Annotated in this window: 33 protein-coding genes; 11 read left to right on the plus strand and 22 right to left on the minus strand. The window is 61.3% G+C overall.

What is annotated here, in order from left to right; translation table 11 throughout:
- Window positions 1-100: 100 nt before the first annotated feature.
- Both ADJ79_RS05445 and surE read right to left on the minus strand, forming a co-directional pair.
- Entirely contained in the window at window positions 101-856 is a 756-nt protein-coding gene (locus ADJ79_RS05445; RefSeq protein WP_082203136.1) for a protein-L-isoaspartate(D-aspartate) O-methyltransferase, read from the minus strand.
- Window positions 853-1,647 (minus strand): 5'/3'-nucleotidase SurE, encoded by a 795-nt coding sequence (gene surE / locus ADJ79_RS05450; RefSeq protein WP_050715110.1) that lies wholly within the window; start codon window positions 1,645-1,647, stop codon window positions 853-855. The genes ADJ79_RS05445 and surE overlap by 4 nt, the downstream gene beginning before the upstream one ends.
- A gap of 115 nt (window positions 1,648-1,762) precedes the next feature.
- On the opposite strand from surE, the gene ADJ79_RS05455 reads away from it, so the two are divergent.
- The 8 genes from ADJ79_RS05455 to ADJ79_RS05490 all read left to right on the plus strand — a co-directional run bounded on the left by ADJ79_RS05455 (window position 1,763) and on the right by ADJ79_RS05490 (window position 9,032).
- Entirely contained in the window at window positions 1,763-2,722 is a 960-nt protein-coding gene (locus ADJ79_RS05455; RefSeq protein WP_050715111.1) for a 5'-nucleotidase, read from the plus strand.
- Window positions 2,723-2,732: 10 nt separating this feature from the next.
- Window positions 2,733-3,128: a hypothetical protein gene (locus ADJ79_RS05460; protein ID WP_050715112.1), complete on the plus strand. Its 396-nt coding sequence runs from the start codon at window positions 2,733-2,735 to the stop codon at window positions 3,126-3,128.
- Between the two features lie 138 nt (window positions 3,129-3,266).
- A complete protein-coding gene (locus tag ADJ79_RS05465; protein WP_050716442.1) occupies window positions 3,267-4,238 on the plus strand; it encodes a tripartite tricarboxylate transporter substrate binding protein in 972 nt (323 codons plus the stop codon).
- A 152-nt stretch (window positions 4,239-4,390) separates the two neighbouring features.
- Window positions 4,391-5,953: a DUF945 family protein gene (locus ADJ79_RS05470; protein ID WP_050715113.1), complete on the plus strand. Its 1,563-nt coding sequence runs from the start codon at window positions 4,391-4,393 to the stop codon at window positions 5,951-5,953.
- Window positions 5,954-6,151: 198 nt separating this feature from the next.
- Window positions 6,152-6,628 (plus strand): hypothetical protein, encoded by a 477-nt coding sequence (locus ADJ79_RS14085; protein ID WP_050715114.1) that lies wholly within the window; start codon window positions 6,152-6,154, stop codon window positions 6,626-6,628.
- Window positions 6,629-6,662: 34 nt separating this feature from the next.
- Entirely contained in the window at window positions 6,663-7,286 is a 624-nt protein-coding gene (gene rpoE / locus ADJ79_RS05480; RefSeq protein WP_050715115.1) for an RNA polymerase sigma factor RpoE, read from the plus strand.
- Window positions 7,287-7,295: 9 nt separating this feature from the next.
- Window positions 7,296-7,931: a sigma-E factor negative regulatory protein gene (locus tag ADJ79_RS05485; RefSeq protein ID WP_082203138.1), complete on the plus strand. Its 636-nt coding sequence runs from the start codon at window positions 7,296-7,298 to the stop codon at window positions 7,929-7,931.
- Window positions 7,932-7,967: 36 nt separating this feature from the next.
- Window positions 7,968-9,032, plus strand: coding sequence for a MucB/RseB C-terminal domain-containing protein (locus ADJ79_RS05490; protein ID WP_050715117.1), 1,065 nt, complete (start codon window positions 7,968-7,970; stop codon window positions 9,030-9,032).
- Between the two features lie 122 nt (window positions 9,033-9,154).
- On the opposite strand, the gene ADJ79_RS05495 is transcribed toward ADJ79_RS05490, so the two are convergent.
- Window positions 9,155-9,919, minus strand: a complete 765-nt coding sequence (locus ADJ79_RS05495) for a class II glutamine amidotransferase (protein WP_050715118.1) — start codon at window positions 9,917-9,919, stop codon at window positions 9,155-9,157.
- A gap of 104 nt (window positions 9,920-10,023) precedes the next feature.
- On the opposite strand from ADJ79_RS05495, the gene ADJ79_RS05500 reads away from it, so the two are divergent.
- Entirely contained in the window at window positions 10,024-10,407 is a 384-nt protein-coding gene (locus ADJ79_RS05500; protein ID WP_050715119.1) for a TraR/DksA C4-type zinc finger protein, read from the plus strand.
- A gap of 68 nt (window positions 10,408-10,475) precedes the next feature.
- Here the strand turns inward: ADJ79_RS05500 and ADJ79_RS05505 are convergent, their stop codons facing one another.
- A complete protein-coding gene (locus ADJ79_RS05505; RefSeq protein ID WP_050715120.1) occupies window positions 10,476-11,237 on the minus strand; it encodes a hypothetical protein in 762 nt (253 codons plus the stop codon).
- 133 nt (window positions 11,238-11,370) lie between these two features.
- Between ADJ79_RS05505 and ADJ79_RS05510 the strand changes: the two genes are divergently transcribed.
- A complete protein-coding gene (locus tag ADJ79_RS05510) occupies window positions 11,371-11,826 on the plus strand; it encodes a DUF2214 family protein (RefSeq protein ID WP_050715121.1) in 456 nt (151 codons plus the stop codon).
- A gap of 510 nt (window positions 11,827-12,336) precedes the next feature.
- Here ADJ79_RS05510 and ADJ79_RS14955 read toward each other — a convergent pair.
- The 18 genes from ADJ79_RS14955 to ADJ79_RS05585 all read right to left on the minus strand — a co-directional run bounded on the left by ADJ79_RS14955 (window position 12,337) and on the right by ADJ79_RS05585 (window position 24,628).
- Window positions 12,337-12,954, minus strand: coding sequence for a hypothetical protein (locus ADJ79_RS14955; RefSeq protein ID WP_172674033.1), 618 nt, complete (start codon window positions 12,952-12,954; stop codon window positions 12,337-12,339).
- 232 nt (window positions 12,955-13,186) lie between these two features.
- Entirely contained in the window at window positions 13,187-13,813 is a 627-nt protein-coding gene (locus ADJ79_RS13090) for a methylated-DNA--[protein]-cysteine S-methyltransferase (protein WP_082203140.1), read from the minus strand.
- Window positions 13,814-14,034: 221 nt separating this feature from the next.
- Window positions 14,035-14,304, minus strand: a complete 270-nt coding sequence (gene rpsQ / locus ADJ79_RS05515) for a 30S ribosomal protein S17 (RefSeq protein ID WP_050715122.1) — start codon at window positions 14,302-14,304, stop codon at window positions 14,035-14,037.
- A 9-nt stretch (window positions 14,305-14,313) separates the two neighbouring features.
- A complete protein-coding gene (rpmC, locus tag ADJ79_RS05520) occupies window positions 14,314-14,511 on the minus strand; it encodes a 50S ribosomal protein L29 (RefSeq protein WP_050715123.1) in 198 nt (65 codons plus the stop codon).
- A 19-nt stretch (window positions 14,512-14,530) separates the two neighbouring features.
- The gene (gene rplP / locus ADJ79_RS05525) at window positions 14,531-14,947 is read right to left on the minus strand and encodes a 50S ribosomal protein L16 (RefSeq protein WP_050715124.1); all 417 of its coding nucleotides are present in this window, start codon (window positions 14,945-14,947) and stop codon (window positions 14,531-14,533) included.
- A gap of 2 nt (window positions 14,948-14,949) precedes the next feature.
- Window positions 14,950-15,813, minus strand: coding sequence for a 30S ribosomal protein S3 (gene rpsC / locus ADJ79_RS05530; protein WP_050715125.1), 864 nt, complete (start codon window positions 15,811-15,813; stop codon window positions 14,950-14,952).
- 12 nt (window positions 15,814-15,825) lie between these two features.
- On the minus strand, window positions 15,826-16,155 hold the full coding sequence (rplV, locus tag ADJ79_RS05535) for a 50S ribosomal protein L22 (RefSeq protein WP_050715126.1): 330 nt from the start codon (window positions 16,153-16,155) through the stop codon (window positions 15,826-15,828).
- A gap of 11 nt (window positions 16,156-16,166) precedes the next feature.
- Entirely contained in the window at window positions 16,167-16,442 is a 276-nt protein-coding gene (gene rpsS / locus ADJ79_RS13095) for a 30S ribosomal protein S19 (protein ID WP_082203141.1), read from the minus strand.
- A gap of 10 nt (window positions 16,443-16,452) precedes the next feature.
- A complete protein-coding gene (gene rplB / locus ADJ79_RS13100; protein WP_082203142.1) occupies window positions 16,453-17,277 on the minus strand; it encodes a 50S ribosomal protein L2 in 825 nt (274 codons plus the stop codon).
- Window positions 17,278-17,280: 3 nt separating this feature from the next.
- Window positions 17,281-17,616: a 50S ribosomal protein L23 gene (gene rplW / locus ADJ79_RS05545; protein ID WP_050715128.1), complete on the minus strand. Its 336-nt coding sequence runs from the start codon at window positions 17,614-17,616 to the stop codon at window positions 17,281-17,283.
- Entirely contained in the window at window positions 17,613-18,236 is a 624-nt protein-coding gene (gene rplD / locus ADJ79_RS05550; protein ID WP_050716443.1) for a 50S ribosomal protein L4, read from the minus strand. The genes rplW and rplD overlap by 4 nt, the downstream gene beginning before the upstream one ends.
- Window positions 18,236-18,916 carry a 50S ribosomal protein L3 gene (gene rplC, locus ADJ79_RS05555; protein WP_050715129.1) on the minus strand — a complete coding sequence of 227 codons (681 nt, stop codon included), beginning with the start codon at window positions 18,914-18,916 and terminating at the stop codon, window positions 18,236-18,238. The genes rplD and rplC overlap by 1 nt, the downstream gene beginning before the upstream one ends.
- Before the next feature lie 187 nt (window positions 18,917-19,103).
- On the minus strand, window positions 19,104-19,415 hold the full coding sequence (gene rpsJ, locus ADJ79_RS05560; RefSeq protein WP_050715130.1) for a 30S ribosomal protein S10: 312 nt from the start codon (window positions 19,413-19,415) through the stop codon (window positions 19,104-19,106).
- A 13-nt stretch (window positions 19,416-19,428) separates the two neighbouring features.
- Entirely contained in the window at window positions 19,429-20,619 is a 1,191-nt protein-coding gene (tuf, locus tag ADJ79_RS05565; protein WP_050715131.1) for an elongation factor Tu, read from the minus strand.
- 195 nt (window positions 20,620-20,814) lie between these two features.
- Window positions 20,815-22,917 (minus strand): elongation factor G, encoded by a 2,103-nt coding sequence (fusA, locus tag ADJ79_RS05570; protein ID WP_050715132.1) that lies wholly within the window; start codon window positions 22,915-22,917, stop codon window positions 20,815-20,817.
- Window positions 22,918-22,999: 82 nt separating this feature from the next.
- Complete coding sequence (rpsG, locus tag ADJ79_RS05575) at window positions 23,000-23,470, minus strand: 30S ribosomal protein S7 (protein WP_050715133.1); 471 nt, start codon at window positions 23,468-23,470, stop codon at window positions 23,000-23,002.
- Window positions 23,471-23,651: 181 nt separating this feature from the next.
- Window positions 23,652-24,029, minus strand: a complete 378-nt coding sequence (gene rpsL, locus ADJ79_RS05580; RefSeq protein ID WP_050715134.1) for a 30S ribosomal protein S12 — start codon at window positions 24,027-24,029, stop codon at window positions 23,652-23,654.
- Window positions 24,030-24,124: 95 nt separating this feature from the next.
- Entirely contained in the window at window positions 24,125-24,628 is a 504-nt protein-coding gene (locus ADJ79_RS05585) for an Lrp/AsnC family transcriptional regulator (RefSeq protein WP_050715135.1), read from the minus strand.
- A 144-nt stretch (window positions 24,629-24,772) separates the two neighbouring features.
- Here ADJ79_RS05585 and glmS point away from each other — a divergent pair, with 144 nt between their 5' ends.
- Window positions 24,773-26,656, plus strand: coding sequence for a glutamine--fructose-6-phosphate transaminase (isomerizing) (glmS, locus tag ADJ79_RS05590; RefSeq protein WP_050715136.1), 1,884 nt, complete (start codon window positions 24,773-24,775; stop codon window positions 26,654-26,656).
- Window positions 26,657-26,855 lie beyond the last annotated feature (199 nt).

Genomic DNA, 26,855 nt, shown 5'->3' on the forward strand with positions numbered 1-26,855 from the left:
CCTGTCGGAGGGCTGAAGCGCCTTCCGCCGGGCGTGGCCCGCGCCTGAACGCCTGCCCGGCGTTTTTGTGAAGGCGCGTTGCCAGACTGTGAAAATTTTCTCAGGAAATGCCGGATTTTAGGGGCACGAAGTGCACGGGTTCGAGCACGGCGTGCGTCAGCCCCTGGCGGGTTTTCTCGATGACGACGAGCGCCTGCCCGCCGTCGCCGCGCACGTCCACCGGCGCGACGATGCGCCCGCCCACGGCCAGCTGCTCGACCCAGGCGGGGGGCACGGCGGCGCCGCTGGCGGCGGCGATGATGCCGGCGTAGGGCGCGCCGCTGGGAAAGCCTTCCATGCCGTCGCCCAGAATGAGGTGCACGTTGCTCACGCGCAAGGGGCGCAGGGTTTCGCGCACTTTCTCGTGCAGGCCGCGCAGACGCTCCATGCTGTAGACCTCGTCGGCCACGTGCGAGAGAACGACGGCCTGATAGCCGCAGCCGGTGCCGATGTCCAGCACGCGGCCCAGCTTGCCGGTTGCGGGGTCGGTCAGGCCGCCGCGCAGCAGCGCCACCATGCGCGCCACCACGCTGGGTTTGGAGATGGTCTGCCCCAGGCCAATGGGCAGGGCCGTGTCTTCATAGGCGCGGCGCGCCAGCGCGGCTTCCACGAAGCGGCGGCGATCCACCGCGCCCAGCGCGCGCAGCACCTGGGCGTCGCGCAGGCCCTGCGCCGCAAGCTGGCGCAGCATGTGGGCGCGGGCGGGAATGGGGTCATTGAAATCGCCTTCGGCGGGCGTGCGCGCCTGGGCTTGCAGGGCGGGCACGATGCGCCCTGAACGGCCCTGGCCCGGCGGGCGACGCGGCGGCGCGCTCATGGCTGCTGCGGCCCCTTTCCGGTGAGCGTGCCCGCCAGGCCCTGGTGCCAGTAGGCCAGCCGATCGTGATCGGTCAAATCCACTTGCAGCGGCGTGAGCGAGACGCAGCCAGACGCCGTGGCGTGAAAGTCGGTGCCTTCCGCATCATCCAGCGCGGGGCCTGCGCCGCCTATCCAGTACATCGTGTCGCCGTGCGGGCTGACTTGCACGCAGGCTTTTTCAGCGGCGTGGCGGCGGCCCAGGCGGCAGACTTTCACGCGCCCCAGCTGCGCCAGCGGCAGGTTGGGAATGTTGATGTTGAGCAGCCAGGGCTGGCCGCCGGCGCCCTCGCCCACCCGCCCGGCGGCCACGCCCAGCACGATGTCGCGCGCCTTCAGCGCGGCGTCTTCAAGGTGCGCCCAGCCCTTTTGCACTTGCGAGAAGGCGATGGCCGGAATGCCGAACAGATAGCCCTCCATCGCCGCGCCCACGGTGCCTGAATACAGCGTGTCGTCGCCCATGTTGGCGCCGTTGTTGATGCCGGAGACGACCAGATCGGGCCGGTAGCCCAGCAGCCCCGTCAGCGCCAGGTGCACGCAGTCGGCGGGCGTGCCGCTCACGTAGCGAAAGCCGTTTGCCGCCTCGTGCACGAACAGCGGCGCGTGCAGCGTGAGCGCGTTGGACTTGGCGCTGTTGTTGCGCTCCGGCGCCACCACTTCCACCTGCACGCCGGGCGCGGCCGCCAGCGCGGCATGCAGCGCGCAGATGCCGGGGGCCTGGTAGCCATCGTCGTTGCAGAGCAGAATCTTCATGAGCGGGAGCCTGGAGTGCAACGGATTGTATTGGGCGGGTACATTTGCTCCTCCTGCTTTTGCCCCTTGCTTTTTTCGCTCCCCCGCCCCGCTCCCCGCCTCGCTTCGCCCGCCCATGCCCGCCAGCCTGCAAGACCAGCTCGTCGTCGCCATTTCCTCGCGCGCGCTGTTTGACTTCGAGGAAGAAAACCACTTGTTTGAAACGGGCGACGCCGCCGCCTACATGCGGTTGCAGCTCGACCGGCTGGACGCGCCCGCGCGCCCCGGCGTGGCCTTCGCGCTGGTGAAAAAGCTGCTGGCCTTCAACACGCCGGAGCGCAAGCGGGTGGAAGTGGTCATGCTCTCGCGCAACGACCCTGTCAGCGGCATGCGCGCCTTCCGCAGCGCCGCCGCCAATGGCGTTGCGCTGGAGAGGGGCGTGTTCACGCAGGGGCGCGCGCCCTTTGGCTACCTGCGGCCGCTGGGCGCGCACCTGTTTCTCTCGGCCAACGAGGCCGATGTGAAGCAGGCGCTGGCGCTGGGCTTTCCGGCCGCCCGCGTGCTCACCGAATCGGCCCCCGCCAGCGAAGCCCATCCTGATGAAGTGCGCATCGCCTTTGACGGCGACGCCGTGCTGTTTTCCGACGAAGCCGAGCGCATCTACCAAAGCGGGGGCATCGCCGCCTTCCACACGCACGAGCGCGAAAAGGCCCGCCAGCCCCTGCCGCCCGGCCCTTTCAAGCCTTTGCTGGACGCGCTCAACCGCCTGCAAAACGCTGGCGGCGGCGATGGCAGCGATGGCGGCGCGCCGAAGATGCGCCTGCGCACCGCGCTCGTCACCGCCCGCAGCGCCCCCGCGCACGAGCGCGCCATTCAAACGCTGATGGCCTGGCGCATTGCCGTGGACGAAGCCATGTTCCTCGGCGGCCTGCCCAAAGGCGGCTTTCTGCGCGAATTCGCGCCCGATTTCTTTTTTGACGACCAGACCGGCCACACCGAACACGCCGCCCGCCACGTGCCCGCCGGCCATGTGGCCGCCGGCGTGGCCAACGAGCCGCCCGCCCGCAGCCAGGGCGCAAAGCCGCCAACGGCATGATTGCGCCCCCATGAAAACACCCGCCCTGCCCGCTGGCCTGCTGGCGCTGCTGCTGGCCCTGCCCTGCGCTGCCGCCGATGCGCCCGCTGCTGAAACATCTGCCGGAAAACCCGCCGAAGAACCCGGCCAGGGCGAGAAACAGGCCCGCGTCTGGTTCGACATGCTCGACACCAACCACGATGGCCACCTGGAATGGAAGGAAGTGCGCTTCGTGCCCTGGAAGCCCCTGCGCTCGGAATTCCACACCGCCGATACCAATGGCGACGGCTTTCTCACCCCTGACGAAATCCGCGTGCTCGCCAAGCGCCGCGTGCAGGAGCGCCGCGCCAGAAAAGCCCGCGAAGCGCAGGAAAAAGCCGAAAAACTGGCGCGCGAGCAGGCCCGCGCGCAGGACGCCAAGCCATGAACAGAACGGTTTCTTTGCTCCTTGTTTCATAGCGCACTGCGCAGATTCCACTAGGACCTCAGCCGTTTCAATGGGCCTGGATTTGCCTCACTATCAATAGCAAAAAGCGTTTTGACTCCCATGCCAACCACCCACAAAATGCAACGCCGCTCCCTCCTGCTGGCCGCCCTGGCCGCCGCCGCGCCGCGCGCGCAGGCCGCCGATGCTCCGGCCGCAAGCTGGCCCGTGCAGCCCGTCAAGCTCATGGTCGGCTTTCCCGGCGGCTCCTCGCCCGATCTGACGGCGCGCGCGCTGGCCGAGCCGCTGGCCGCCGCGCTGGGGCAGCCCGTGATCGTTGAAAACAAGCCCGGCGCGGGCGGCAACATCGCCGCCGCGCAAGTCGCCCGCGCCGCCGACGGGCACACGCTGGGCATCGCCATCAACGGCAACCTCACCACCGCCCCGCTGCTGTACCGCAAGCTCGCCTACAACCCGGCTAAAGACCTGGCCCCCATCAGCCTGCTGACCACCGCCCCCGCCGTGCTCGTGGCCCCGGCCGGCCTGCCCGGCGGCAAGGAATTTCTGCAAAAGGCCCGCCAGGAAGGCGAGCGCTGGAACTACGGCTCCGTGGGCGCAGGCTCCATCGCCCACCTGGGCGTGGAACTCATCAAGGCCCGCCTGCCCGGCTTCAACCCCCTGCACGTGCCCTACAACGGGCAGCCCGCCGTCATCACCGCCCTGATCGGCGGGCAGATTCAGATGGGGCTGATGGCCCCCGGCGTCGCCATGCCGCACGTGGCCGAAGGGCGGCTGCGCGCCATTGGCCTGACCACCGCCAGCCGCAGCCCCCTGGCCCCCGGCGTGCCCGCGCTCGCCGAGCTGGGCGTGCCCGATTACGACTTGCAGGTGTGGAACGCCCTCATCGCCCCCGCCGGCCTGCCCGCCGCCGCGCGGCAAAAGCTGGCGCAGGCCGTGGCCGCCGTCATGCAGGCCCAGCCGCTGCGCCAGCGCCTGCTCGCCCTGGGCTGGCAGCCCGTTGGCTCCAGCCCCGAAGAGCTGCGCCAGCACATCGGCAAAGAGGCCGAAGCGCTCGGCCAGATCGTGCGCACCCTGGGCCTGCGGCTAGACTGAAGCGCCCCATGCCCGCTGCCACTGCGCTTTTGATAGCTGCCCGCGCCCAATCCACGGGCGCTGGCGGCGTTTTTCATGATTTTTCGCGGCCCTGAAAATCCGCCGCTGTCCTTTTTCAGCTTTTCTTTTTCAAACGCCACGCCATCATCAACATGAGCAAACTCACCAAAATCGCGGCCGCCGCCGCCGTCATCGCCGCCGCTGGCTACGCCGGCGCCAGCTGGTGGATGGGCCAGCAGGCCGAGCACCACACCGACCAGGCCCTGAACTGGGTGAAAGACAAGCTGGGCGAGCACGCCGTGGTGCAAAGCAATTACCAGCGCGGCCTGTTCAGCGACGAAAACACCATCGTCGTGGAACTCAAACGCCCGCCCAAGGCGGCCCAGAGCGCCGCCGCAAAAGCTGGCGAAGGCCATGAAAGCCAGGCCGAAAGCAGCCGCGAAAGCCAGGCGGACAGCAGCGCGCCGCTGCCGCCCGTGCGCTTTCACATCAGCCAGCACGTCAGCCACGGTGCGCTGGGCGTGACCACGCGCCTGAAGCTGGCCAAGGTGGAGGGCCTGCCCGATGAAGTGCGCCAGGCCTTCGCCCAGGCCGAGCCGCCCGAAGTCACGCTCCACCGCCCGCTGGCGGGCGACATGACGGCGCAGCTGCTGCTGCCCGCCGGCCGCTTCGCCGTGCAACAGCCCGGCCAGCCCGCCAGCCAGGCGAGCTGGCAGCCCCTGACTTACGACCTGCGCCTGAGCCAGAACCGCCAGCGCCTGTCCGGCCAGGTGGACTTCAAAGGCATGGAAATGACCTTCGCCCCCGCCGCCAAGGCATCTGAAGCCGCGCCCGAAGCCGCGCCCGAAACAGCGCCAGAACCCGCGCCTGAAGCCGCCAAAGCCGCGCCCGGCCCCGGCGGCCAGCCTGCCGCGCTGCAAATACGCGTGGGCGGCATGCAAGGCCAGTTCAGCGCCGACATCGGCTCCGGCCTGTGGCTGCTGGCCCCCGGCCAGCAAGAGGGCCGCGTGGCCAGCATGCAGGCCAGCATGGGCGGCAAGGACCTTTTCCGCTTCGACCAGCTCACCTACAAAGTGGACACCACCCGCCAGGGCGACGCCATCAGCTCCCACGGCCACTACGCCACCGCAGGCGAAATCGGCGGCGTGGCGCTGCAAGCGCTGAGCTACGACGTCAAGCTCGACAAGATCAGCGCCGCCGCCCTGCTGCAAGCCCAGCAGATGCTGGCGCGCGCGTGGGGCGCGCTCACCGACAAGAGCCTGCAAGGCGAAGAGCGCCAGGCCGCGCTGCAAGCCATGCAAGAGCAGTTCAAGGGCGAAACCGAGGCGCTGCTGCAAGAGCTGCTCGCTGGCGAGCCAGCCGTGCAGGTGCGCTACGGTGCCACCATCGACCAGCAGGCCGGCTCGCTTGAATACAGCGTGGCCCTGGCCGCCGCCGACGCGCAGGCCAAGGAATCGCCCATCCAGCTGCCCGCGATGTTCAAGCTGATGCAGCGCGCCAGCATCAAGGCCAGCCTTCACATCCCGCGCGCCTGGAGCGCCGTCGTCGCCAAAATGGCTGGCGACCCCCGCGTCAGCGCCGAATCGCTGGAGCAAATGGCCGACGGCTTTGCCGCCCAGGGCTTCGTGAAAAACGAAAACGGCGCCTGGAGCGCCCACTTTGAAGTCGAACCCGGCGGCAAGATGCTGCTCAACGGCCAGCCCCTGATGCGCTGAACACGGGCCGCAACGCATCAAAATCAGGAGCGAATTCGAGGGGCCTGAAATGCCGCTTTGCGCAATTTTCACTAGGACCTCTTGCTATGGATACAAGAGCAAGATTGTCATGCCTCTGATGCGCCCCTTCCCACCTTCCGGCCCGCTCCTTCTCCGCAAGAAAAGGCTGCGGGCCAGCGCCCAAAGCTGACCGCCGCCATGCGCACGCCCCCTGCCCTGGCCCACCCCGCTGGCCGCGCCAGCTGGCTGGCGGCGCTGCTGCTGGCGCTGTGGCTGCCCGCGCTGCTGGCCACGCTGGCGGCGGCCTTGAGCGGCAGCGCCCGCTCTGGCGCGTGGCTGGGCGCGCCCTGGCTGGCGCTGGCGCTGATAGGCGGCGGGCTGTGGCGCTTTTGGCGGCAGCAGACGCCGCGCGAGCTGGCGTTTGACGGGCAGGGCTGGCTGCTGCGCGAGCCGGGCCGCCCTGACCAGGCCGTCTCACGCGTTCAGGTGGCGCTGGACGGCCAGCGCTTTTTGCTGCTGCGGCTGGAGCGCGCGGGCGCGCCGCCCCTTTGGCTGTGCCTGCGGCGCGGCGCGGGCAGCGCCGCCGCTGCCGCGTGGCGCCTGCTGCGCTGCGCGCTATATTCGCCCGCCCCTGGCCCTGCCCCCGGTTCCGCCCGTTCTTGCGCCTGGCGCTGACCGCGCTGCGCCCATCGCCCGCCCCGCCCGCCCCGTGCCTGAATCCGCCCCTTCCCCCGACGACAGCGACGCCGCTTTGGTCGCGCGCGCCGTGCAGGGCCAGACGCGCGCTTACGAGCTGCTGGTCATCAAGTACCAGCGCCGCATCGAGCGCCTGATTGGCCGCATGGTGCGCGATGTGGATCTGGTGCAGGACATCGCGCAAGAAACCTTCATCAACGCCTGGCGCGCGCTGCCGCAGTTCCGGGGCGAGGCGCAGTTCTACACGTGGCTCTACCGCATTGCCGTCAATACCGCCAAGCGCGCGCTGCTGGGCCTCAAGCGCGATCCGCTCATCACGCAAGCGGCCTTGAAGGGCCAGGGCGACGACGATGAAAATTTCCGCCCCGACGCGGAACCTATTTCGGACAGCACGCCCGAAACCGAGCTGGCCGCGCGCGAAATCGCCGCCGCCGTCAATGAAGCCATGCAAGCGCTCTCGCCCGATTTGCGCCAGGCCATCACCCTGCGCGAAATCGAGGGCCTGAGCTACGAGGAAATCGCTGAATTGATGGCCTGCCCGATTGGCACGGTGCGCTCGCGCATCTTCCGCGCGCGCGAGGCCATTTCAGCCAGAGTCAAGCCGCTTTTGAGCCATCAGGGCGGCAAGCGCTGGTAAGCCGCAACCATGACCGACGCTCCCATGACCGACCCCCGCCAAACCCTTTGCGACTTGATGGACGGCCGCCTGCAAGGCGAGCCGCTGCATCAGGCCATTTCCCAGGCTTGCGCCAGCGACTCACGCGGCGATGCGGCCCGCGCCGACTGGCATGCCTGGCATGTGGCGGGCGACGTGCTGCGCTCGGCCGACCTGGCTGCCTGCCGCCACGGCGCGGCCTTCACCGCCTGCGTGATGCAGCGCATTGGCCAGCAAGCTCAGCCGCCCATTGCCGCCACGGCCCTGCCGCCCGCGCGGCCAGCGGCCAATGACCGCCGCTGGAAGCTGGCGGCGGGCCTGGCTTCGTTTGCCGCCGCAGCCGCCATCGGCTGGAACTTCTGGAGCCTGTCCGGCAGCGCCGCCGGCCCGCAACTGGCGCAAACCGCGCCTGCGACACAAGTTGCCGCACAAGCTGCCGCCCCTGTTGAGGCCGCCACCCCGGCCGCCTACGCCGTCGGCACGCCGCAAGGCGCCATGCTGCGCGACAGCCGTCTGGACGAGTTTCTGGCCGCCCATCGCCAGGCCGCTGGCGCCTCAGCACTGGGACAGACGCAAGGCTTTTTGCGCAACGCCACCTTTGTGGATGGCAGCGCGGCAGGCCGCTGACTTCCGGCAGGCCGCCTGAACACTTCCGACACCGGCATGACCCGCAACGCCTGCGCCGCCCTGCTTTGCCTGGCCGCCTTCAGCCCCGCGCTGGCCCAGACCCGCGCGCCCGCCGCCGCGCAGCCAGCCGCTTCGCCCGCCGTTTCCGAATCCGAAGCGCCGCCGCGCACCGTGGCCCAGTGGCTGGCGCGCCTGCAACGCGCCTCGCGCGTGCCGGCCTACAGCGGCACTTTTGTCGTTTCCGCGCCTGAAGGCGTGCTCTCCAGCGCCCGCATCTGGCACGCCTGCCAGGGCACGCAGGAAATCGAGCGCGTGGAAAACCTCTCCGGCCCGCCCCGCGCCACGTACCGGCGCGATGACGACATCCTCATCTTCCAGCCTGGCCAGCGCACCATCCGCGCCGAGCGGCGCGAATCCGGCAGCCTTTTCAAGGGCCAGCTGCGCCCCGGCGAAGAAGCCGAAGTCGCCAGCTACTACGACGCCCGCCCCGAAGGCCAGGGCCGCGTGGCCGGGTTTGACGCCGACATCGTGCGCCTGGCTGCGCAAGACGGCTGGCGCTATGGCTACCGCATCTGGAGCGAGCGGCGCACCGGCCTGGTCATCAAGATGCAAACGCTGGACGCCGCAGGCCGCGTGCTGGAGCAGTCGGCCTTTTCAGAGCTGCAATTCAGCTCTCCGCTGGAGGCGGACAAGCTCGCGCAGATGATGGATGACACCCAGGGCTGGCACATTGAAAAAGCAGGCCACGCCCCCACCCGCGCCGACAGCGAAGGCTGGACGCTTGCCAGCCCCGTGCCGGGCTTTCGGCCCCGCCAGTGCTACCAGCACGGCGGCGCATCAAACGCTTCCGGCGCAGGCGGCGTGGTGCAGTGGATTTTTTCCGACGGCCTGGCCACCGTTTCCCTTTTTCTGGAACCCTACGACGCCCGCCGTCACACGCGCGGCGGCCTGCTTGCGATGGGCGCCACCCACAGCCTGATGCTGCGCCTGCCCGCGCCAGCCAGCGGCTGGTGGCTGACCGCCGTGGGCGAAGTGCCCCCGCAAACCCTGCAAGCCTTCGCCCAGGCGCTCAGGCGCATGGACGCCAAAGCCGGCGAATAGAAAGCGCCGTTTGGAAAGCGCCGTTTGCGCCTTCACTCCCAAAAAGATAGCTGCCTGCGCCCATTCCACGGGCGCTTCAGGGCGGTTTGATGCCTGAAACCGGATGCCTCAAGCGGCTCTTTTCACGCCACAGGCGCGCCGTCCACGAACACTTTCAGCTCGCCGGGCGCAAAGGGCGTCCACTGCTCGTTGGATGTGAGCGGCGTGGTGGCAACCACGGCCACGCGGTCGCTGGGGGTGGTGTGCTCTGCGAAATTGACGCAAAGGTCTTCATCAGCCAGCCGCGCGTTTGAAAACGGGTGCTGGCGCACCACGTAGCACAGCTTGGTGGAAGCATGCGCCCAAAGCGCCTGGCCATTGGACAGCAGCATGTTGAAAGTGCCATGCGAGGCAATCTGCGGCGTCAGCTCGCGCAAAGTGCGGGTGAGTTCCTCCACGGGCGGCACGCTGGCATGCGCCTTGGCCAGCTCCTGCATCAGCCAGCAAAAGGCGCGCTCGCTGTCGGTATCGCCCACAGGGTGAAAATGGCCGTGCAGGCGCGGCGCGTAGTCCTTGAGATCGCCATTGTGGGCAAACACCCAGTAACGCCCCCACAGCTCACGCACGAAAGGGTGGCAGTTCTCCAGCCGCACATCGCCCACGGTGGCCTTGCGAATGTGGGAAATGACGTTCCTGCTTTTGATGGGGTAGCGCCGAATCAGCTCGGCCACGGGCGAAGAGCAGGCCGCGCTGCTGTCAATGAAAAGGCGCGCGCCCCGCCCCTCAAAAAAGGCAATGCCCCAGCCATCGGCATGATGGTCGGTGCGCCCGCCGCGCTGCGCAAAGCCGGCGAAGCTGAAGGTGACATCGGTCGGGGTATTGCAATTCATGCCGAGCAGCTGGCACATGGCGGGTGTCTTTCAGGCTTTCTTGTTCTGGAATGCGCGATGGCACAGATGAGGAATGCTATTCTGTGCCAGCGACACATTTTTTTGCAGGAGAAGCTCGCATCATGACCCCGAAACTGACACCCGCCCAACGCGCCGAATTAAAAGAACTGCTGCTGGAGCGCCGCCGTGACCTGCAAGCGCAAATGGCGCAAAACCGCGAGAACCTGGCGCCCGCCGTCAATCACGCTGGCAGCGTTTCGCAAGACGAAAGCGCGCGCCTGAGCAACCAGACCCGCGAAGTCGATGCCACGCTGACGGCGCTGGACGCGGCCGACTTGGCCCGCATTGATCGCGCGCTGGAGCTGATTGAAACCGGCGAATACGGCGAATGCGAGGAATGCGGCTGCAATATTCCCTTCGAGCGCTTGAAGGTGGAGCCAATGACCCAGCATTGCGTCCAATGCAAATCACGCTGGGAGCAAAAACAGCGCGCGGCGCGCGCCTGATTCCAGCAAAAAGCCCCCTGGCGTCCGGTGCGCCAGGGGGCTTTTTGCTGCATGGACGGCCGGGGAATTCACTCCAGCGGATCCCGGATGGCTCCCACGGCCATCCAGCAGGCAGACAGCCAGATGGGCGCTGACTGCATCAGCGCTGAAAACACGCCATCCGAGCGGCTCCAGTACATACCCCAAAGCAACATCAGCGCCGATGCAGCCGCATGCACGTAAATAGCCAGGCGGCGGTTATTCCACAGCAGCTTGCCTGCCACTGCGCACAGCACGCCCCCCAAAAGGTAATAGCCGCCAATGCCCCGGTAATGGCTGCCTGCCAGTATGGTGACCAAACCGGCCAACACGACCAGCCCGCCCCAGCCCATCAGCACCATGCCCACCAGCCGCGGCGGCCCTTCAGTGCGGCGGCGCGCGTCTTCCTGCTGGCCCAGCAAGTGCAGGCGCTCCAGCATGGCGTCATGTTCATGAAGCGGCTCGTTCTGTGCCGCTGGCACGGCAGGCATGGGCGGTACCGCAGCTCGCGAAAGAGGCATGGCGGCTGGCGACGGCTGCGGCGCGCTGCCCTGCAATGAAGCCGGCTGCGCCAAAAGCGCGGAAAAATCCGTGACCGGCGCGAATCCCGAAGAAGCTGAAGGCTGCGCTGGTGCGCCGCTGCGGGCGCGGCTGGCGGCTTCAGGCGCGGCGCCCGCCGACATCGCCCTCATGCGCGCCTCCAATTCGGCGCGCGCGCGCCGGCTGCCTTTGTCAGCCAGCATCTTGAGCTGGGCCAAATTGAGCGTGCGCACATCAATTTGCGGCTTGGCGTGGTGTTTGTCGTCAGGCATGGAGAAACTCTTGCGGCAATAGCGGCGGAAACAGACAGACCGCGCATGATCGCACAGTGTCCATGCCGTCCATGCGGGCAGGCGCGCCAGCCGTCAGCTTCTGCCGCGCCCGCTGCCACAATCGCGCGCCATCATGCTGCTCGAATCCATTCTTGCCTATTGCCATATTCTGGCCTTTCTGAGCCTGACCGTTTTCATCGCCAGCCAGGCGGCGCTGTGCCGCAGCGACTGGGCCAACGCCGCCGCCATCCGCAGGCTGGCCGTGCTGGACCGCTGGGTCACCATTTTTGCCGCCGCCGTATTGCTCAGCGGGCTGGCGCGAGTGCAGTTCAGCGTCAAAAGCGCCCAATGGCTCTGGGGGCAGCCGCTCCTGCACATCAAGATCACGCTGTTCGTCATCATGGTCGGCTTGGGAATATTCGTGCACCGCGACATTCGCCGCTGGCAGCGCAATCTGGATGCCACAGGCATCTTGCCCGATGCCGCCGCGCTCAACCGCACGCGCCGGCTGGTGATGGTGGAAGCACACGTGATGACGCTCATCCCCATCGCCGCCGTTATGCTGGCGCGCGGCGTATGGGTGCGCTAAAACGCGGCGCGCCAGTTCCAGTATTCAACTCGCCCGCCAAGCCGCCCCCCACCTGACAACGCCAGCGCCGTTTCATTTGGGTCTGCCATTCGCGTCACAAATAAGCTGAATATGCTTAATGCGCCGCTATTCATAAAATGATTGCCTCATGCCTTTCAAAATCAGCAAGGCGTAAATTGAAAAAGCGTTTCACTCATTGGCCTTGATTTTGACGGCCCATGATTCCGTCTCATTGCATGCCCATCCGCGCGCAGCAGCGCCGATACACGCAAGCGCATTCGTCAAACTAAAAGTCTATTCGCCGCTTGCCCTGCCTGCGAGAGAAGTGATCGAATCGGAATAGCCAAACCTGAGCCAAGGGCGAAGCAGCACTTCTAGCTTCTTTATTCATAGCACGATGTCCTAGTGCAATGTACGCAAGAATGCGTTTTACCCCCTTGAATTTGCTCCTATTTCTAATACCTCAAGACGAACCGGGCAAGCCAGGAGCAGCTCGAAAGACCCTCCCGTTCATTCCGCACCCGCCCACAGCGAGCGAAGCGCGCCTGCCTCTTGCTCCAGACAAACCGCATTCCGGTTTTGAAAGCCTCGCAGACTGCAAAGCCCATTTTTGGCTTTCTCAAGCACAAGCAGTTGGTTTTTTTGAAAATGGACATATCCACTGTGCGACGATGCAAAAGCATTAAGCGCAAAACAGTAGAAATTTATAACCCTGCCTTGATCCTGCAAAGCCTGGCGATACAGGGCAAAAGAGTGCGGGCCACCGTCTATCCATCGAGGCCGCGTGATAAACGATACGTGCCGGCAACGCCGCAGCATAAGTTCAGACGCGGCCGCGATTGAATCAAGACCGATGTGCTTCACACGGGCATCTGCGATGTGGCAAGCGGCAAGCCCGATAGGAATACGCCATGACGAATACCACAAGCATGAAAGCCTGCTGCCACAGACAAGCACAAAAGAGCGGCTCGAAATCATCCTATAGGGCGTTCGCGTATTGATGGCCTCGCGTTTGGAACGTAGCTTGCCCAACAAAACGCGATGCCAACGGGCTGATTCAAGCGCTTGAGGCGAGAAGGTGAAAGCGATGCTCTCGCAGATGGCCCGGCCGCTGCATGCAACTGTCAATCGCCGAACGCATGGACAGCAGGCGTTATCCAATCAAAAACTTCTTTGGCGAGATCAAGCGCCTTGCCATGTGCAGCGACAAGGGGCAGTAGCGGCTTTGCCACTGTTATTCACCCGGCTGGCTGCAATCAATTTCCACTAATTATCAAGTTACTTCCCAATGACATTGAATGTTTTTAACTCCACCAAGCTCTCCATATATCTAACCTTGCACCGTCTGGCCAGACAAACTTCAGCTGTAGGGTGGTAATTTCAGCCAATCGCATCCATCGTTCTCTTGCAAATCAAATTTTTTCGTCTGTCCTCTTGGAGGCAAGGGTCTTAAATGACGAGGTAATTCGCCATTCACAAAATGCTCCATCGCCCAGCCCTCCACGCGCAACAGCGCCGCCTTTCTGGACAGTCCCCCTGAATAACCCGTCAACGAACCATTCCCTCCCAGAACCCGATGACAGGGAACAATGATGCTGATGGGATTGGCTCCCACCGCCGCCCCAACCGCACGCACCGCCCCGGAACGCCCAATAACGGCAGCTATCTTTCCATAACTACAGGAAGAGCCAAATGGAATGCCCATCAAAGCGCGCCAAACGGCTTGTTGAAAAGGTGTTCCGGCGGACAAGTCCAGAGGCACGTCAAAGCTATTTCGCTTCCCCGCTAAAAAATCATTGATTTCGCACATTGCCTGCGCCAGCACCTCGTGATCAGACCGCTCCTCTCCCCAGCCGCTGATATCGGGGCAGTCCTTTTGCCCCTGCACAAACCATGCGCCAGACAGACCCTGCACAGAAGCGGCCAGGCGCATCATGCCTAACGAGGTTTCGAATGACAAATGAGCAACTGGTTGGTGCATTTTCATGGCGCAAAAATCATGAAATTCAAATTAACAAGATCTGCCGTCATCAAGCAAGATATCGGTCGCAGCAGCAAAGCCATTAATCAACCCATCTTTGGCCATCCAGCGACATCAATCAAATACATATAAATGTGAGCATCCAAAGCCTATCCAACGGGCAAAATAAAACCCGCGCGAAGCGCGGGTTTTATAAAACACCTTTTCTCAAAGGTTATCTGGCCGCATCAAACCACAGAGGCTTTTTGCACCAAACGAGTAGCCACCCAATTCTTCGTCTTTGAAATGGGACGGCTCTCCGTGATCTCTACCACATCGCCCAGCTTGTACTCACCTTTCTCATCATGAGCATGATACTTGCTGGATTTGACCACAATCTTATCGTAAATCGGATGTTTCACCCGTCGCTCAATAAGCACCGTCACCGTTTTGGCACGCTTGTCACTGACCACTTTACCAACGAGGGTGCGCTTGAGGGATTTTTTTTCTTCCGTCATGTCACTTCCTTATTTGGCTGCAGCCTTCTTTTCGGCAAGAATAGTTTTCGCCCGTGCAATCGCACGGCGCGTCATACGCAATTGACTGGTATTGTTCAATTGCTGGGTCGCTTTCTGCATGCGCAAGTTAAAATGCGCCTTCTGCAATTCCTTGACCTCTGCTTTTAGCGCAGCTTCGTCCTTCTGGCGCAGTTCTTTGGCGTTCATCTGCTTAGTCCTTTCTGGATTACTGACCAATCATGCGGGTCACAAAAGTTGTCCGCAGCGGCAACTTGGCAGCAGCCAGAGCAAAAGCTTCCCGTGCCAGCACCTCGGGAACACCGACAATTTCATAGAGCACCTTACCTGGCTGAATCTCAGCCACATAGTACTCAGGGTTGCCTTTGCCATTACCCATACGAACTTCTGCAGGTTTGGTAGAAATTGGCTTGTCTGGAAACACACGAATCCAAATACGGCCACCACGCTTGACATGACGCGTGATGGCACGACGCGCGGCTTCAATCTGCCGGGCCGTCAGTCGACCGCGATCTGTTGATTTCAGTCCAAATTCACCAAAAGCGACAGTATTTCCACGAGTCGCCAGACCGGTATTCCGGCCCTTCTGTTCCTTGCGATATTTTCTGCGTGCAGGTTGCAGCATATTTATTCTCCTTGAGCGCCGTCCGCTGCTGCAGCGGGCGCGGCGACTTGACGAACGCGCTTAACGGCTAATTTGGCATCACCTCCTGTTGCTTCTGCAGGTTTGTCGCTGCCATCAACAGGAGCGGCATTTGCAACAGTCCGGTCACGACGAGAAGCACCCCGCCGAGCAGAGCGCGGCCCACGGCGCTCATCTCCCTCGGGACGAGGTGTGCTATCCAGTGAGGGAACATCGCTGCGTCCCAGCGTGTCCCCTTTGTAGACCCACACCTTGACGCCGATAACGCCATATGTCGTCTTGGCTTCGCTAAAACCATAGTCAATATCGGCGCGCAAAGTATGAAGCGGCACGCGACCTTCCCGATACCATTCGGTACGGGCAATCTCAATGCCATTCAAGCGGCCAGAAGACATAATCTTGATGCCCTGAGCGCCAAGACGCATCGCATTCTGCATGGCGCGCTTCATGGCCCGGCGGAACATGATGCGCTTTTCAAGCTGCTGCGTGATGCTGTCGGCAATCAACTGTGCATCCACTTCAGGCTTGCGAACTTCTTCGATATTAACCGCGACCGGCACTCCCAGCTTCTCGGCCAGATCCTTCTTGAGCTTTTCAATATCTTCGCCTTTGCGACCAATCACCACGCCCGGACGAGCAGAATAAATGGTAATGCGCGCGCTTTTAGCAGGCCGCTCAATCAAAACGCGAGAAACAGCTGCATTTTTCAGCTTCGCTTTCAGGTACTCTCGCACCTTCACATCTTCCGCCAGCATACCAGCGAAATCACGGTTGTTGGCATACCAGCGACTCGCCCAGTTACGGCTGACCGCAAGGCGAAAACCAGTAGGATGAATTTTCTGTCCCATGAATACCGCCTTTCAATAACCAACCGTCACGTACACATGGCACGTCGGTTTGCTGATACGGTTGCCACGACCTTTAGCGCGAGCCGTGAAGCGCTTGAGGGTTGTGCCCTGTTCAATATAAATTGAGGTAACACGCAGCTCATCAATATCAGCAGAGTCATTATGCTCGGCATTGGCAACCGCCGACTCCAGCACTTTCTTGACAATAACTGCGGCTTTCTTGGGCGTGAATGCAAGAATGTTGAGCGCCTGCTCCACTTTCTTGCCGCGAATCAGATCAGCCACAAGGCGTCCCTTGTCAGCAGAGAGACGCACGCCACGTAGGACTGCACGAGTTTCCATTGGTCAGATCCTTATTTCTTGGCTTTTTTGTCCGCCGCATGCCCCTTAAAGGTACGCGTCAGTGCAAATTCACCGAGCTTGTGACCCACCATTTGGTCAGTCACGTAAACTGGCACATGTTGCTTTCCATTGTGGACAGCGATCGTCAAACCGATAAATTCAGGCAAGATCATCGAGCGGCGCGACCACGTTTTAATGGGCCTTTTATCTTTTGAGGCTGCGGCCTTATCAACTTTGGCCAACAGATGATGGTCAACAAACGGACCCTTTTTGAGAGAACGAGTCATTTGCTACCTCTTATTTTTTACGACGCGACACAATCATATTTTGGGTGCGCTTGTTGTTGCGAGTGCGATAACCTTTGGTCAAATTACCCCACGGATCAACCGGAGCACGCCCCTCACCCGTACGGCCTTCACCACCGCCATGCGGGTGATCAATCGGATTCATAACGACGCCGCGCACCGTCGGGCGAATCCCCATCCAGCGCTTGACACCTGCTTTGCCATACTGACGCAAACTATGCTCTTCGTTGGCAACTTCGCCAATCGTAGCCCGGCATTCAATATGGATTTTTCGGACTTCGCCAGATCGCATCCTGACTTGGGCATAGACCCCTTCACGAGCCAACAGCGTTGCAGAAGCTCCAGCAGATCGGGCAATTTGCGCGCCAGCACCTGGTTTCAATTCTATACAGTGAATTGTGGAACCCACAGGGATATTGCGAATTGGCAACGCATTACCGACACGAATCGGAGATTCAGATCCGCTCAGCAGCTGCGTACCTGGCTCTACTCCACGCGGCGCAATGATATAGCGGCGCTCACCATCCGCATAACACACCAAAGCAATATGAGCCGAGCGATTAGGATCATATTCGATACGTTCGACTTTTGCGGGGATTCCATCTTTATCGCGACGGAAATCCACGATTCGATAATGATGACGGTGTCCGCCACCTCTGTGACGCGTCGTGATATGACCATTATTATTGCGACCCGCTTTCTGGGACTGTGCTTCTAGAAGAGGAGCATAAGCCGCCCCTTTATAAAGATGATCACGCGTCACCTTCACCGCAGCACGGCGGCCGGGCGAGGTCGGTTTCATTTTAATAACAGCCATAAATTACGCAGCCTCCCCGGAAAAGTTGAGGTCTTGCCCCTCTTTCAGCAACACATAGGCCTTGCGCACGTTGGAGCGGCGGCCAATGCTTCGACCAAAACGCTTAGCCTTGCCTTTTACATTAACAACAGAAACGCTTTGCACTTTCACCGGAAACATCAACTCAACGGCAGCCTTTATTTCTAGCTTGGTGGCATCCTGAAGCACCTTGAAAACCACTGCGTTAGACTTTTCCGCAGCAAGGGTTGCCTTCTCCGAAACGACAGGCGCAACAAGAACTTGCATCAAGCGCCCTTCGTCAAACTTGCGTTCTGCGGGAGTCGGATTAACTCGGCTCATGAGAACATCTCCTTCAACATTTCGATAGCGCCTTTAGTAACCAGCACTTTTTTATAATGCACAAGCGAAACAGGATCTGCATAACGCGGCTCTACCACCAGCGCACCGCAGAGATTACGAGAAGCTAAAAACAGATTCTCATCCACTTCGTCAGCAATTAGCAAAACCGTTTCAGGCAGATTCATTGCCTTAAGCCTAGACGCAAACAATTTGGTTTTCGGCGCATCCAGCTTTATGGACTCAACAGCAGCAATACGCCCCTCGCGTACCAATTGCGAAAAGATGGAAGCCATTCCAGCACGATACATTTTTTTATTGATTTTCTGGCTGAAATTTTCTTCCGGAGAATTCGGAAAGATACGTCCGCCCCCACGCCACAGAGGCGAAGACGTCATACCAGCGCGAGCGTTACCCGTTCCTTTTTGACGAAAAGGCTTTTTAGTAGAATGGCGAACCGCCTCGCGATCTTTTTGCGCACGAGTCCCTTGACGGGCATTTGCCTGATAAGCAACCACCAGCTGATGCACCAGTGCCTCATTGTATTCGCGACCAAAAACAGTCTCGGGCACATCCAACTTCGATACAGCCTGCCCTTGCTCATTAAGAAGATCAATTTGCATCATTGAGCATCTCCTTTGGCAGCCGACCGACTTTTGATGGCGGGACGCACCGTTACAAAGCCGCCTTTGGAACCCGGAACAGCTCCTTTAATGAGCAGCAATTGACGCTCAGCGTCCACACGAAACAGATCAAGATTTTGGGTTGTGACGGATTCGCACCCCAAGTGCCCCGTCATCTTTTTACCGGGAAAAACCCGTCCCGGATCCTGGGCCATGCCGATAGAACCAGGAACATTATGCGAGCGACTATTGCCATGAGAAGCGCGCTGCGACCCAAAGTTATGACGCTTTATCGTACCCGCATAACCCTTGCCGATAGATGTTCCCTGAACATCCACTTTCTGACCGCTCGCAAATATATCCACAAGCGGCAAAACGGACCCTGCGGGATATTTACTCGCCACCGCCTCATCAACGCGAAATTCACGAACAATCTCTCCAGCCTCCACTCCTGCTTTAGAGAGGTGCCCCGCTTGCGGCTTGGTAACACGAGACGAACGACGCGAACCGAACGTCACTTGAATAGCGACATATCCGTCATTTTCTTGGGTTTTAACTTGGGTCACACGATTGTTAGACACATCCACCACCGTGACGGGAACAGATTCGCCGTCATCGGTAAAAAAACGCGTCATACCAACCTTGCGCCCAAGCAATCCCAAACGATTGCTTTGACTCATTTATAGCTCCTAAACTTTCGCCACACGTTCTGCAATTGGCCCGTGTGTTGATATGCGAAAGAGGGTTGAACGACTTGCCTCAAAGCACTCAAAAAGTTAAGAGTTGCTTCAAGGCAAGAGGAGAAGTATAGCAGCAAACTTGCGTTTCAGGCACCCTTCATCGTCAGTTCACTGCTGTCAAGCTGCGTCATTGCAACTTGATCTCAACATCAACGCCCGCAGGCAGATCAAGTTTCATCAAAGCATCGACCGTTTTATCGGTCGGATCGACGATATCCATCAAGCGTTGATGCGTGCGAATTTCAAACTGATCGCGACTTGTCTTGTTCACATGCGGCGAGCGCAAGATGTCGAAACGGCGCATGCGCGTTGGCAATGGCACTGGCCCCTTGACGACAGCGCCAGTGCGTTTGGCTGTATCAACAATTTCAGCGGCAGATTGATCAATCAGCTTGTAGTCAAACGCTTTAAGGCGAATACGGATTTTTTGCTTGAGCATCTCGACACTCGCCTTACTCAATAATTTTTGCCACCACGCCAGCGCCCACCGTGCGGCCGCCTTCGCGGATGGCAAAGCGCAGACCTTCTTCCATGGCGATCGGCGCAATCAGCTTGACCGTGATGCTCACGTTGTCACCAGGCATGACCATTTCCTTGCCTTCAGGCAGCTCAATGGAGCCTGTGACGTCCGTGGTGCGGAAGTAAAACTGAGGACGATAGTTGTTGAAGAAGGGCGTGTGACGACCGCCTTCTTCCTTGCTGAGCACATAGACCTCGCCAGTAAAGTGCGTGTGCGGCGTGATAGTGCCCGGCTTGGCCAGAACCTGGCCACGCTCCACCTCTTCGCGCTTGGTGCCGCGCAGCAAAATGCCGACGTTATCGCCTGCTTGACCTTGATCCAGCAGTTTGCGGAACATTTCGACGCCGGTGCAGGTGGTTTTCTGTGTGGGGCGAATGCCGACGATTTCGATTTCTTCGCCAACTTTGATGACGCCGCGTTCCACGCGACCAGTGACCACGGTGCCACGACCAGAGATGGAGAAGACGTCTTCTACGGGCATGAGGAAGGTGCCGTCCACCGCGCGCTCAGGCGTGGGGATGTAGCTGTCCAGAGCATCTGCCAGCTTCAGGATGGCTTGTTCGCCCAACTCGCCTGTATCGCCTTCCAGAGCGAGTTTGGCGGAGCCTTTGATGATGGGGGTGTCGTCGCCAGGGAATTCGTATTTGGAGAGAAGTTCGCGAACTTCCATTTCCACGAGTTCGAGCAGCTCGGCGTCGTCAACCATGTCGGCTTTGTTGAGGAAGACGATGATGTAGGGCACACCGACTTGACGGGACAGCAGGATGTGTTCGCGCGTTTGCGGCATGGGGCCGTCAGCAGCAGAGACAACAAGGATGGCGCCGTCCATCTGGGCTGCGCCGGTGATCATGTTCTTGACGTAGTCGGCGTGACCGGGGCAGTCCACGTGGGCGTAGTGGCGCGTGGCCGTTTCGTATTCCACGTGTGCCGTATTGATGGTGATGCCGCGCGCTTTTTCTTCGGGAGCAGCGTCAATCTGGTCATAAGCTTTGGCTTGGCCGCCAAACTTCTTGGACAGCACGGTCGTGATCGCCGCCGTCAGCGTGGTCTTGCCGTGGTCAACGTGACCAATCGTGCCTACGTTTACGTGCGGCTTCGTCCGCTCGAATTTCTCTTTCGCCATGATGGCTTTCCTTTACTGAATTGAATGAACAATGCCCGCGTACTGGTTTCAAGTCTGCATCTGGATGCCATTGATCGCATCGCACGGGCGCAACGCGGACTCCACATCGCAGACCTGGCAAGCACCTCGCTCGCCAAAATGAAAGCACTGCCAAGCCCGCTTGTCGCGAACACTGGCAGTTCTTTCCAGAAACGCTTATTTGGCGCGCGCCGCAATGATGGCGTCGGCTACATTCTTGGGCGCCTCTGCATAATGCTTGAATTCCATCGTGTAGTTGGCGCGACCTTGCGTCATGGAGCGCAGCGAAGTTGCATAGCCAAACATTTCGGAAAGCGGAACTTCCGCCTTGATGGCTTTGCCACCGCCCACCATATCGTCCATACCCTGAACCATGCCACGGCGGCTTGAAAGATCGCCCATAACCGTGCCAGCGTACTCTTCAGGCGTTTCCACTTCCACCGCCATCATGGGTTCCAGAATGACAGGATTGGCTTTGCGCGCTGCTTCCTTGAAACCAAAGATGGCAGCCATCTTGAACGCCTGCTCAGACGAGTCCACGTCGTGGTATGAGCCGAAGGTGAGCGCCACCTTCACATCAACAACGGGGTAGCCCGCCAGCACGCCGCTGGTCAATGCTTCTTCCACACCCTTTTGCACTGCAGGGATGTATTCGCGCGGCACGACGCCGCCCTTGATTTCGTCGATGAACTCGAAGCCCTTGCCCGGCTCGTTCGGCTCCAGGCGGAACACAACGTGACCATACTGGCCCTTGCCGCCTGATTGGCGCACAAACTTGCCTTCCACATCGGAAACTGCTTTGCGCACAGTCTCGCGGTAAGCCACCTGGGGCTTGCCCACATTGGCCTCCACATTGAACTCGCGCTTCATGCGATCCACGATGATTTCAAGGTGCAGCTCGCCCATACCGGCGATGATGGTCTGACCAGACTCTTCATCCGTGCGCACACGGAACGACGGATCTTCAGCAGCCAGGCGCGACAAGGCGATGCCCATCTTCTCCTGGTCAGCCTTGGACTTGGGCTCCACCGCCTGGGCAATCACAGGCTCGGGGAACACCATGCGCTCCAGGATGACAGGCGCCGATGGATCAGACAACGTTTCGCCTGTCGTCACTTCCTTCAAGCCCACGCAGGCAGCAATATCGCCTGCAATGATTTCCTCGATTTCTTCGCGGTTGTTGGCGTGCATCTGCACGATACGGCCGATACGTTCTTTCTTGCCTTTGACGGTATTGAGCACCGTGTCGCCTTTCTTCAGAACGCCTGAATACACGCGCACGAAGGTCAGCTGCCCCACAAAAGGATCCGTCATCAATTTGAAAGCCAGCGCAGAGAACTTCTCGCCATCATCCGCCTTGCGGGTCACAGGCTGCTCATCCTCATCGGTGCCAGCCACCGGCGGAATATCCACTGGCGAAGGTAGAAAATCGATCACCGCATCCAGCATGCGCTGCACGCCTTTGTTCTTGAAGGCCGTGCCGCAAAGCATGGGCTGAACTTCCGTGGCAATCGTGCGCTGACGCAAGCCTTGCTTGATCTCATCTTCTGACAAGCCGCCCTCTTCCAGGTACTTGTTCATCAGCTCCTCGTTGGCTTCAGCCGCAGCCTCCACCATCTTTTCGCGCCACTCCTTGGCGGTATCCAGAAGTTCTGCCGGAACATCCTTGTATTCGAACTTCATGCCCTGGCTGGCTTCATCCCAGATGATGGCTTTCATCTTGAGCAAATCCACCACGCCCTGGAAGTTCTCTTCCGCCCCAATGGGGATGACGATGGGCACCGGATTGCCTTTCAGGCGCGTTTGAATCTGCTCGACCACCTTGAAGAAATTGGCGCCCGTGCGGTCCATCTTGTTTACAAAAGCCAGACGCGGCACTTTGTATTTGTTGGCCTGGCGCCAAACTGTTTCAGACTGCGGCTGCACACCGCCCACGGCGCAATACACCATGCAGGCGCCGTCCAGCACACGCATGGAGCGTTCAACCTCGATCGTGAAGTCCACGTGGCCCGGGGTGTCAATGATGTTGAAGCGGTGAGCCGGATAGGACATGTCCATGCCCTTCCAGAAGCAGGTCGTGGCCGCCGAAGTAATCGTGATGCCGCGCTCTTGCTCCTGCTCCATCCAGTCCATGGTGGCAGCGCCGTCATGCACCTCGCCCAGCTTGTGATTCACACCTGTGTAAAACAAGATGCGTTCGGTGGTCGTTGTCTTGCCAGCGTCAATGTGCGCAGAAATGCCAATGTTGCGATAGCGCTCGATGGGGGTATTGCGAGCCATGATGAATCTCTTTCTTGAAACATGCAGGCCCGCACAGTGGCGGGCCGCATTTCAAACAACTAAAACGGGAACGACTTGATGCTCAAAAGCGGAAGTGGCTGAATGCCTTGTTGGCCTCGGCCATGCGGTGCACTTCATCGCGCTTTTTCATGGCGCCGCCACGGCCTTCATTGGCTTCCAGCAGTTCATTGGCAAGGCGCAAAGCCATGGATTTCTCGCCGCGTTTGCGGGCCGCTTCCTTGATCCAGCGCATCGACAGCGCCAGGCGGCGCACCGGACGCACTTCCACGGGCACCTGATAGTTGGCGCCACCCACACGGCGGGACTTGACTTCCACCACGGGCTTGACGTTGTTGATGGCCGTGGAAAAAAGCTCCAGCGGGTCTTTGCCGCTTTTCTTTTCCATGTGTTCCAGCGCACCATAAATGATGCGCTCGGCCACTGCTTTTTTGCCGCCTTCCATGATGACGTTCATGAACTTGGACAGCTCGACATTGCCGTACTTGGGATCCGGCAGGATTTCACGCTTGGGAACTTCGCGACGACGTGGCATGTTTCACCTCATTTGCTTCAGCCGACAGCCGGGGCGCGTCATGTTTGGCCTGGCTGCCTCGCAGGTCCATCCGGGGCCTGCACTTACTCGATCTTTGTCTTCGATCACTACGCCTGAATCCGGGCCGTCAGCCTTCCGATTCAGACACCTTTTTTTGATTCACTCACTGCGAAAAAGACGCTCAAGCCTTCTTCGGACGCTTGGCGCCGTACTTGGAACGCGCCTGCTTGCGGTCTTTCACGCCTTGCAAGTCGAGCGAGCCGCGCACGATGTGGTAGCGCACACCCGGCAGGTCCTTCACGCGGCCGCCGCGCACGAGCACCACCGAGTGCTCTTGCAGGTTATGGCCTTCGCCGCCGATGTAGGAGATGACCTCGAAACCATTGGTCAGGCGCACTTTGGCGACTTTGCGCAGGGCCGAATTCGGCTTCTTGGGCGTTGTGGTGTAAACGCGGGTGCAGACGCCCCGGCGCTGCGGACAGTCTTGCATCGCGGGGCTTTTGGACTTGATCTTCTCGACCGTCCGCCCCTGACGCACCAGTTGATTGATGGTTGGCATTGGATATTTCCCTAGCGTGAAAAAACGAAAGAACGCCCGTCAAGCGTCCTTCCAAGAAAAGCAAAAGCGGCAGATTGTAATGCAATCAGGCCTGTTTAGCGGCCCGCCTCCTTCTCTTTGTCAAGGGGCAGGCGCGTTTCAAACTTGCCGCGATGCACGGCGAAAAACGTCTTCACGTTGCGCACATTGGCATCCTGCGTGAACAAACGCTGGGCCAGCGCATGCCAGCCGGGCATGTCGCGCACGCGCAGCACCAGCACGAAATCCGGCCCCGGCGAAACGCGCCAGCACTGCTGCACGGCCGCTTCCTGCACGGCGCGGCGCTCAAAGGCATCCAGCCACTCGCTGCCCTGCCGGTCCAGCGACACCTCGGCAATCACGCTCAGCCCATGCCCCAGCCGCCGCGCCACGGCGTCTTCATTGAGAACGGCCACCTGCCGCTCAATCAGCCCCAGCTCATGCAAACGCCGCACGCGGCGCAAAGCCGTGGGCGGCGACACATGCACGCGCGCGGCCAGCGCCTGATTGCTCAAAGCCGCATCCTGCTGCAAGGCATCCAGCAAAGCCCAGTCCACCGCATCCAGTTCCGCTTCTTCCATAAAAGATATTTTTACGAAATCAGATTTCGTGTTTACTCCAAAATGAAATTTGAATTCTTAAAACCTGATTTTTCAACAGCACATTTCATCTCATAGAGCCTAGCATCGCCCCTTCGCATCACCCGTTCAAGAGGATAGAAAAACATGTGCGGCATCGTAGGCGCGGTTTCTTCGCGCGACATCGTGGGCTTGCTGATACAGGGCTTGCAGCGGCTGGAATACCGGGGGTACGACTCCTGCGGCGTGGCCGTGCACACCGGGCGCGGGCTGGCGCGGGTGCGCGGCATTGCGCGCGTGGCCGATCTGGCCCGCCAGGCGCAGGCTGAAAACCTGCACGGCTGCACCGGCATCGCGCACACGCGCTGGGCCACACACGGCGCGCCCGCCATTGACAACGCCCATCCGCACTTCAGCATGGGGCCGCTCGCGCAAACAGGCGATGACGCCCAGGGCCGCGTCACGCTGGTGCACAACGGCATCATCGAAAACCATGAAGAGCTGCGCGCGCGCCTTCAGGCCCGGGGCTACCGCTTCGCCAGCCAGACCGACACCGAAGTCATCGTCCACCTCATCGACAGCCTCTACGAGGGCGATCTGTTTGAAGCCGTGCAGGCCGCCTGCGCCCACCTGCGCGGCAGCTACTCCATCGCCGTGCTGCACCGCGATGAACCCCACCGCCTGATTGGCGCACGCGCTGGCTCGCCGCTGGTGCTGGGCCTCACGGCCCACGGCGAAACCTGGCTGGCCAGCGACGCCCTGGCGCTGGCGGGCGTGAGCGACCAAATCATCTACCTGGAAGAAGGCGACATCGCCGACGTGCAGCCCGGCAAATACTGGATTGCCGACGCCCGGGGCCGCCGCCTGGACGCCGCCAGCCGCCCCGTGCAAACCGTGCCGGCCAGCGGCGGCGCGGTCGAGCTGGGGCCGTATCGCCACTACATGCAAAAAGAAATCTTCGAGCAGCCCCGTGCCATTGCCGACACGCTCGAAGGCGTGCAAGCCATCACCCCTGCCCTGTTCGACAAAACCGGCGCCAGCGGCCAAAGCGACGCCGCCAGCGCCTTCGCACAAATCGAGCGCGTGCTCATCCTCGCCTGCGGCACCAGCTACTACGCCGGCTGCGTGGCGCGCGACTGGATCGAAGCCCTTGCCGCCCTGCCCTGCAGCGTGGAAATCGCCAGCGAATACCGCTACCGCCAGTCCGTGCCCGACGCGCGCACGCTCGTGGTCACCGTCAGCCAAAGCGGCGAAACCGCCGACACCTTGGCCGCCCTGCGCCACGCCCAAAGCCTGGGCATGGCGCACACCCTCGCCATCTGCAACGTCGCCGCCAGCGCCCTGGCGCGCGAATGCCGCCTGGCCTTGCTCACCCGCGCGGGCGTTGAAATCGGCGTGGCCTCCACCAAAGCCTTCACCACCCAGCTTGTGGGGCTGTTTCTGCTTGCGCTCACCCTGGCCAAAACGCGCGCGCGCCTGTCAGCCGCCGACGAAGCCGCCCACCTCAAGGCCTTGCGCCACCTGCCCGCCGCCTTGCAAGCCGTGCTCGCGCTGGAGCCGCAAATCATCTCCTGGGCCAGCCAGTTCGCCAGCAAGGAAAACGCCCTCTTCCTGGGCCGTGGCCTGCACTACCCCATCGCGCAAGAAGGCGCGCTCAAGCTCAAGGAAATCAGCTACATCCACGCCGAAGCCTATGCCGCTGGCGAACTCAAGCACGGCCCGCTCGCGCTCGTGACCAGCGCCATGCCCGTCGTCACCGTCGCCCCCAACGACGCGCTGCTCGAAAAGCTCAAAAGCAACCTCCAGGAAGTGCGCGCGCGCGGCGGCGTGCTCTACGTGCTAGCCGATGCCGGCACGCGCATCGAAAGCGGCGAGGGCCTGCACGTCATCCGCATGTCCGAGCACTACGGCCTGCTCTCGCCCATCTTGCACGCCGTGCCGCTGCAACTGCTCTCCTACCACACCGCCGTGGCGCGCGGCACCGACGTGGACAAGCCCCGCAACCTCGCCAAAAGCGTCACGGTGGAATAGCCGCTGAAGCAGTCAAATCAGCTCCTCAAACAATAGCATTGGGTCCTAGTAGAAATTGCGCTGGACGGCTTTTTGCCCCCCTGAATTTGCTCCTTCTTTTCAAGGCGGCTTGGCAGATGGCGCCAGCCGGAGAGCATGGCTTTTGGCCATCGTTGCGCCCGGTCTGGCTCATGGCGCAGGCCCTGGGGGCCTGTTTGCC

The organism is Ottowia sp. oral taxon 894 (assembly GCF_001262075.1).
GTDB lineage: Bacteria > Pseudomonadota > Gammaproteobacteria > Burkholderiales > Burkholderiaceae_C > Ottowia > Ottowia massiliensis.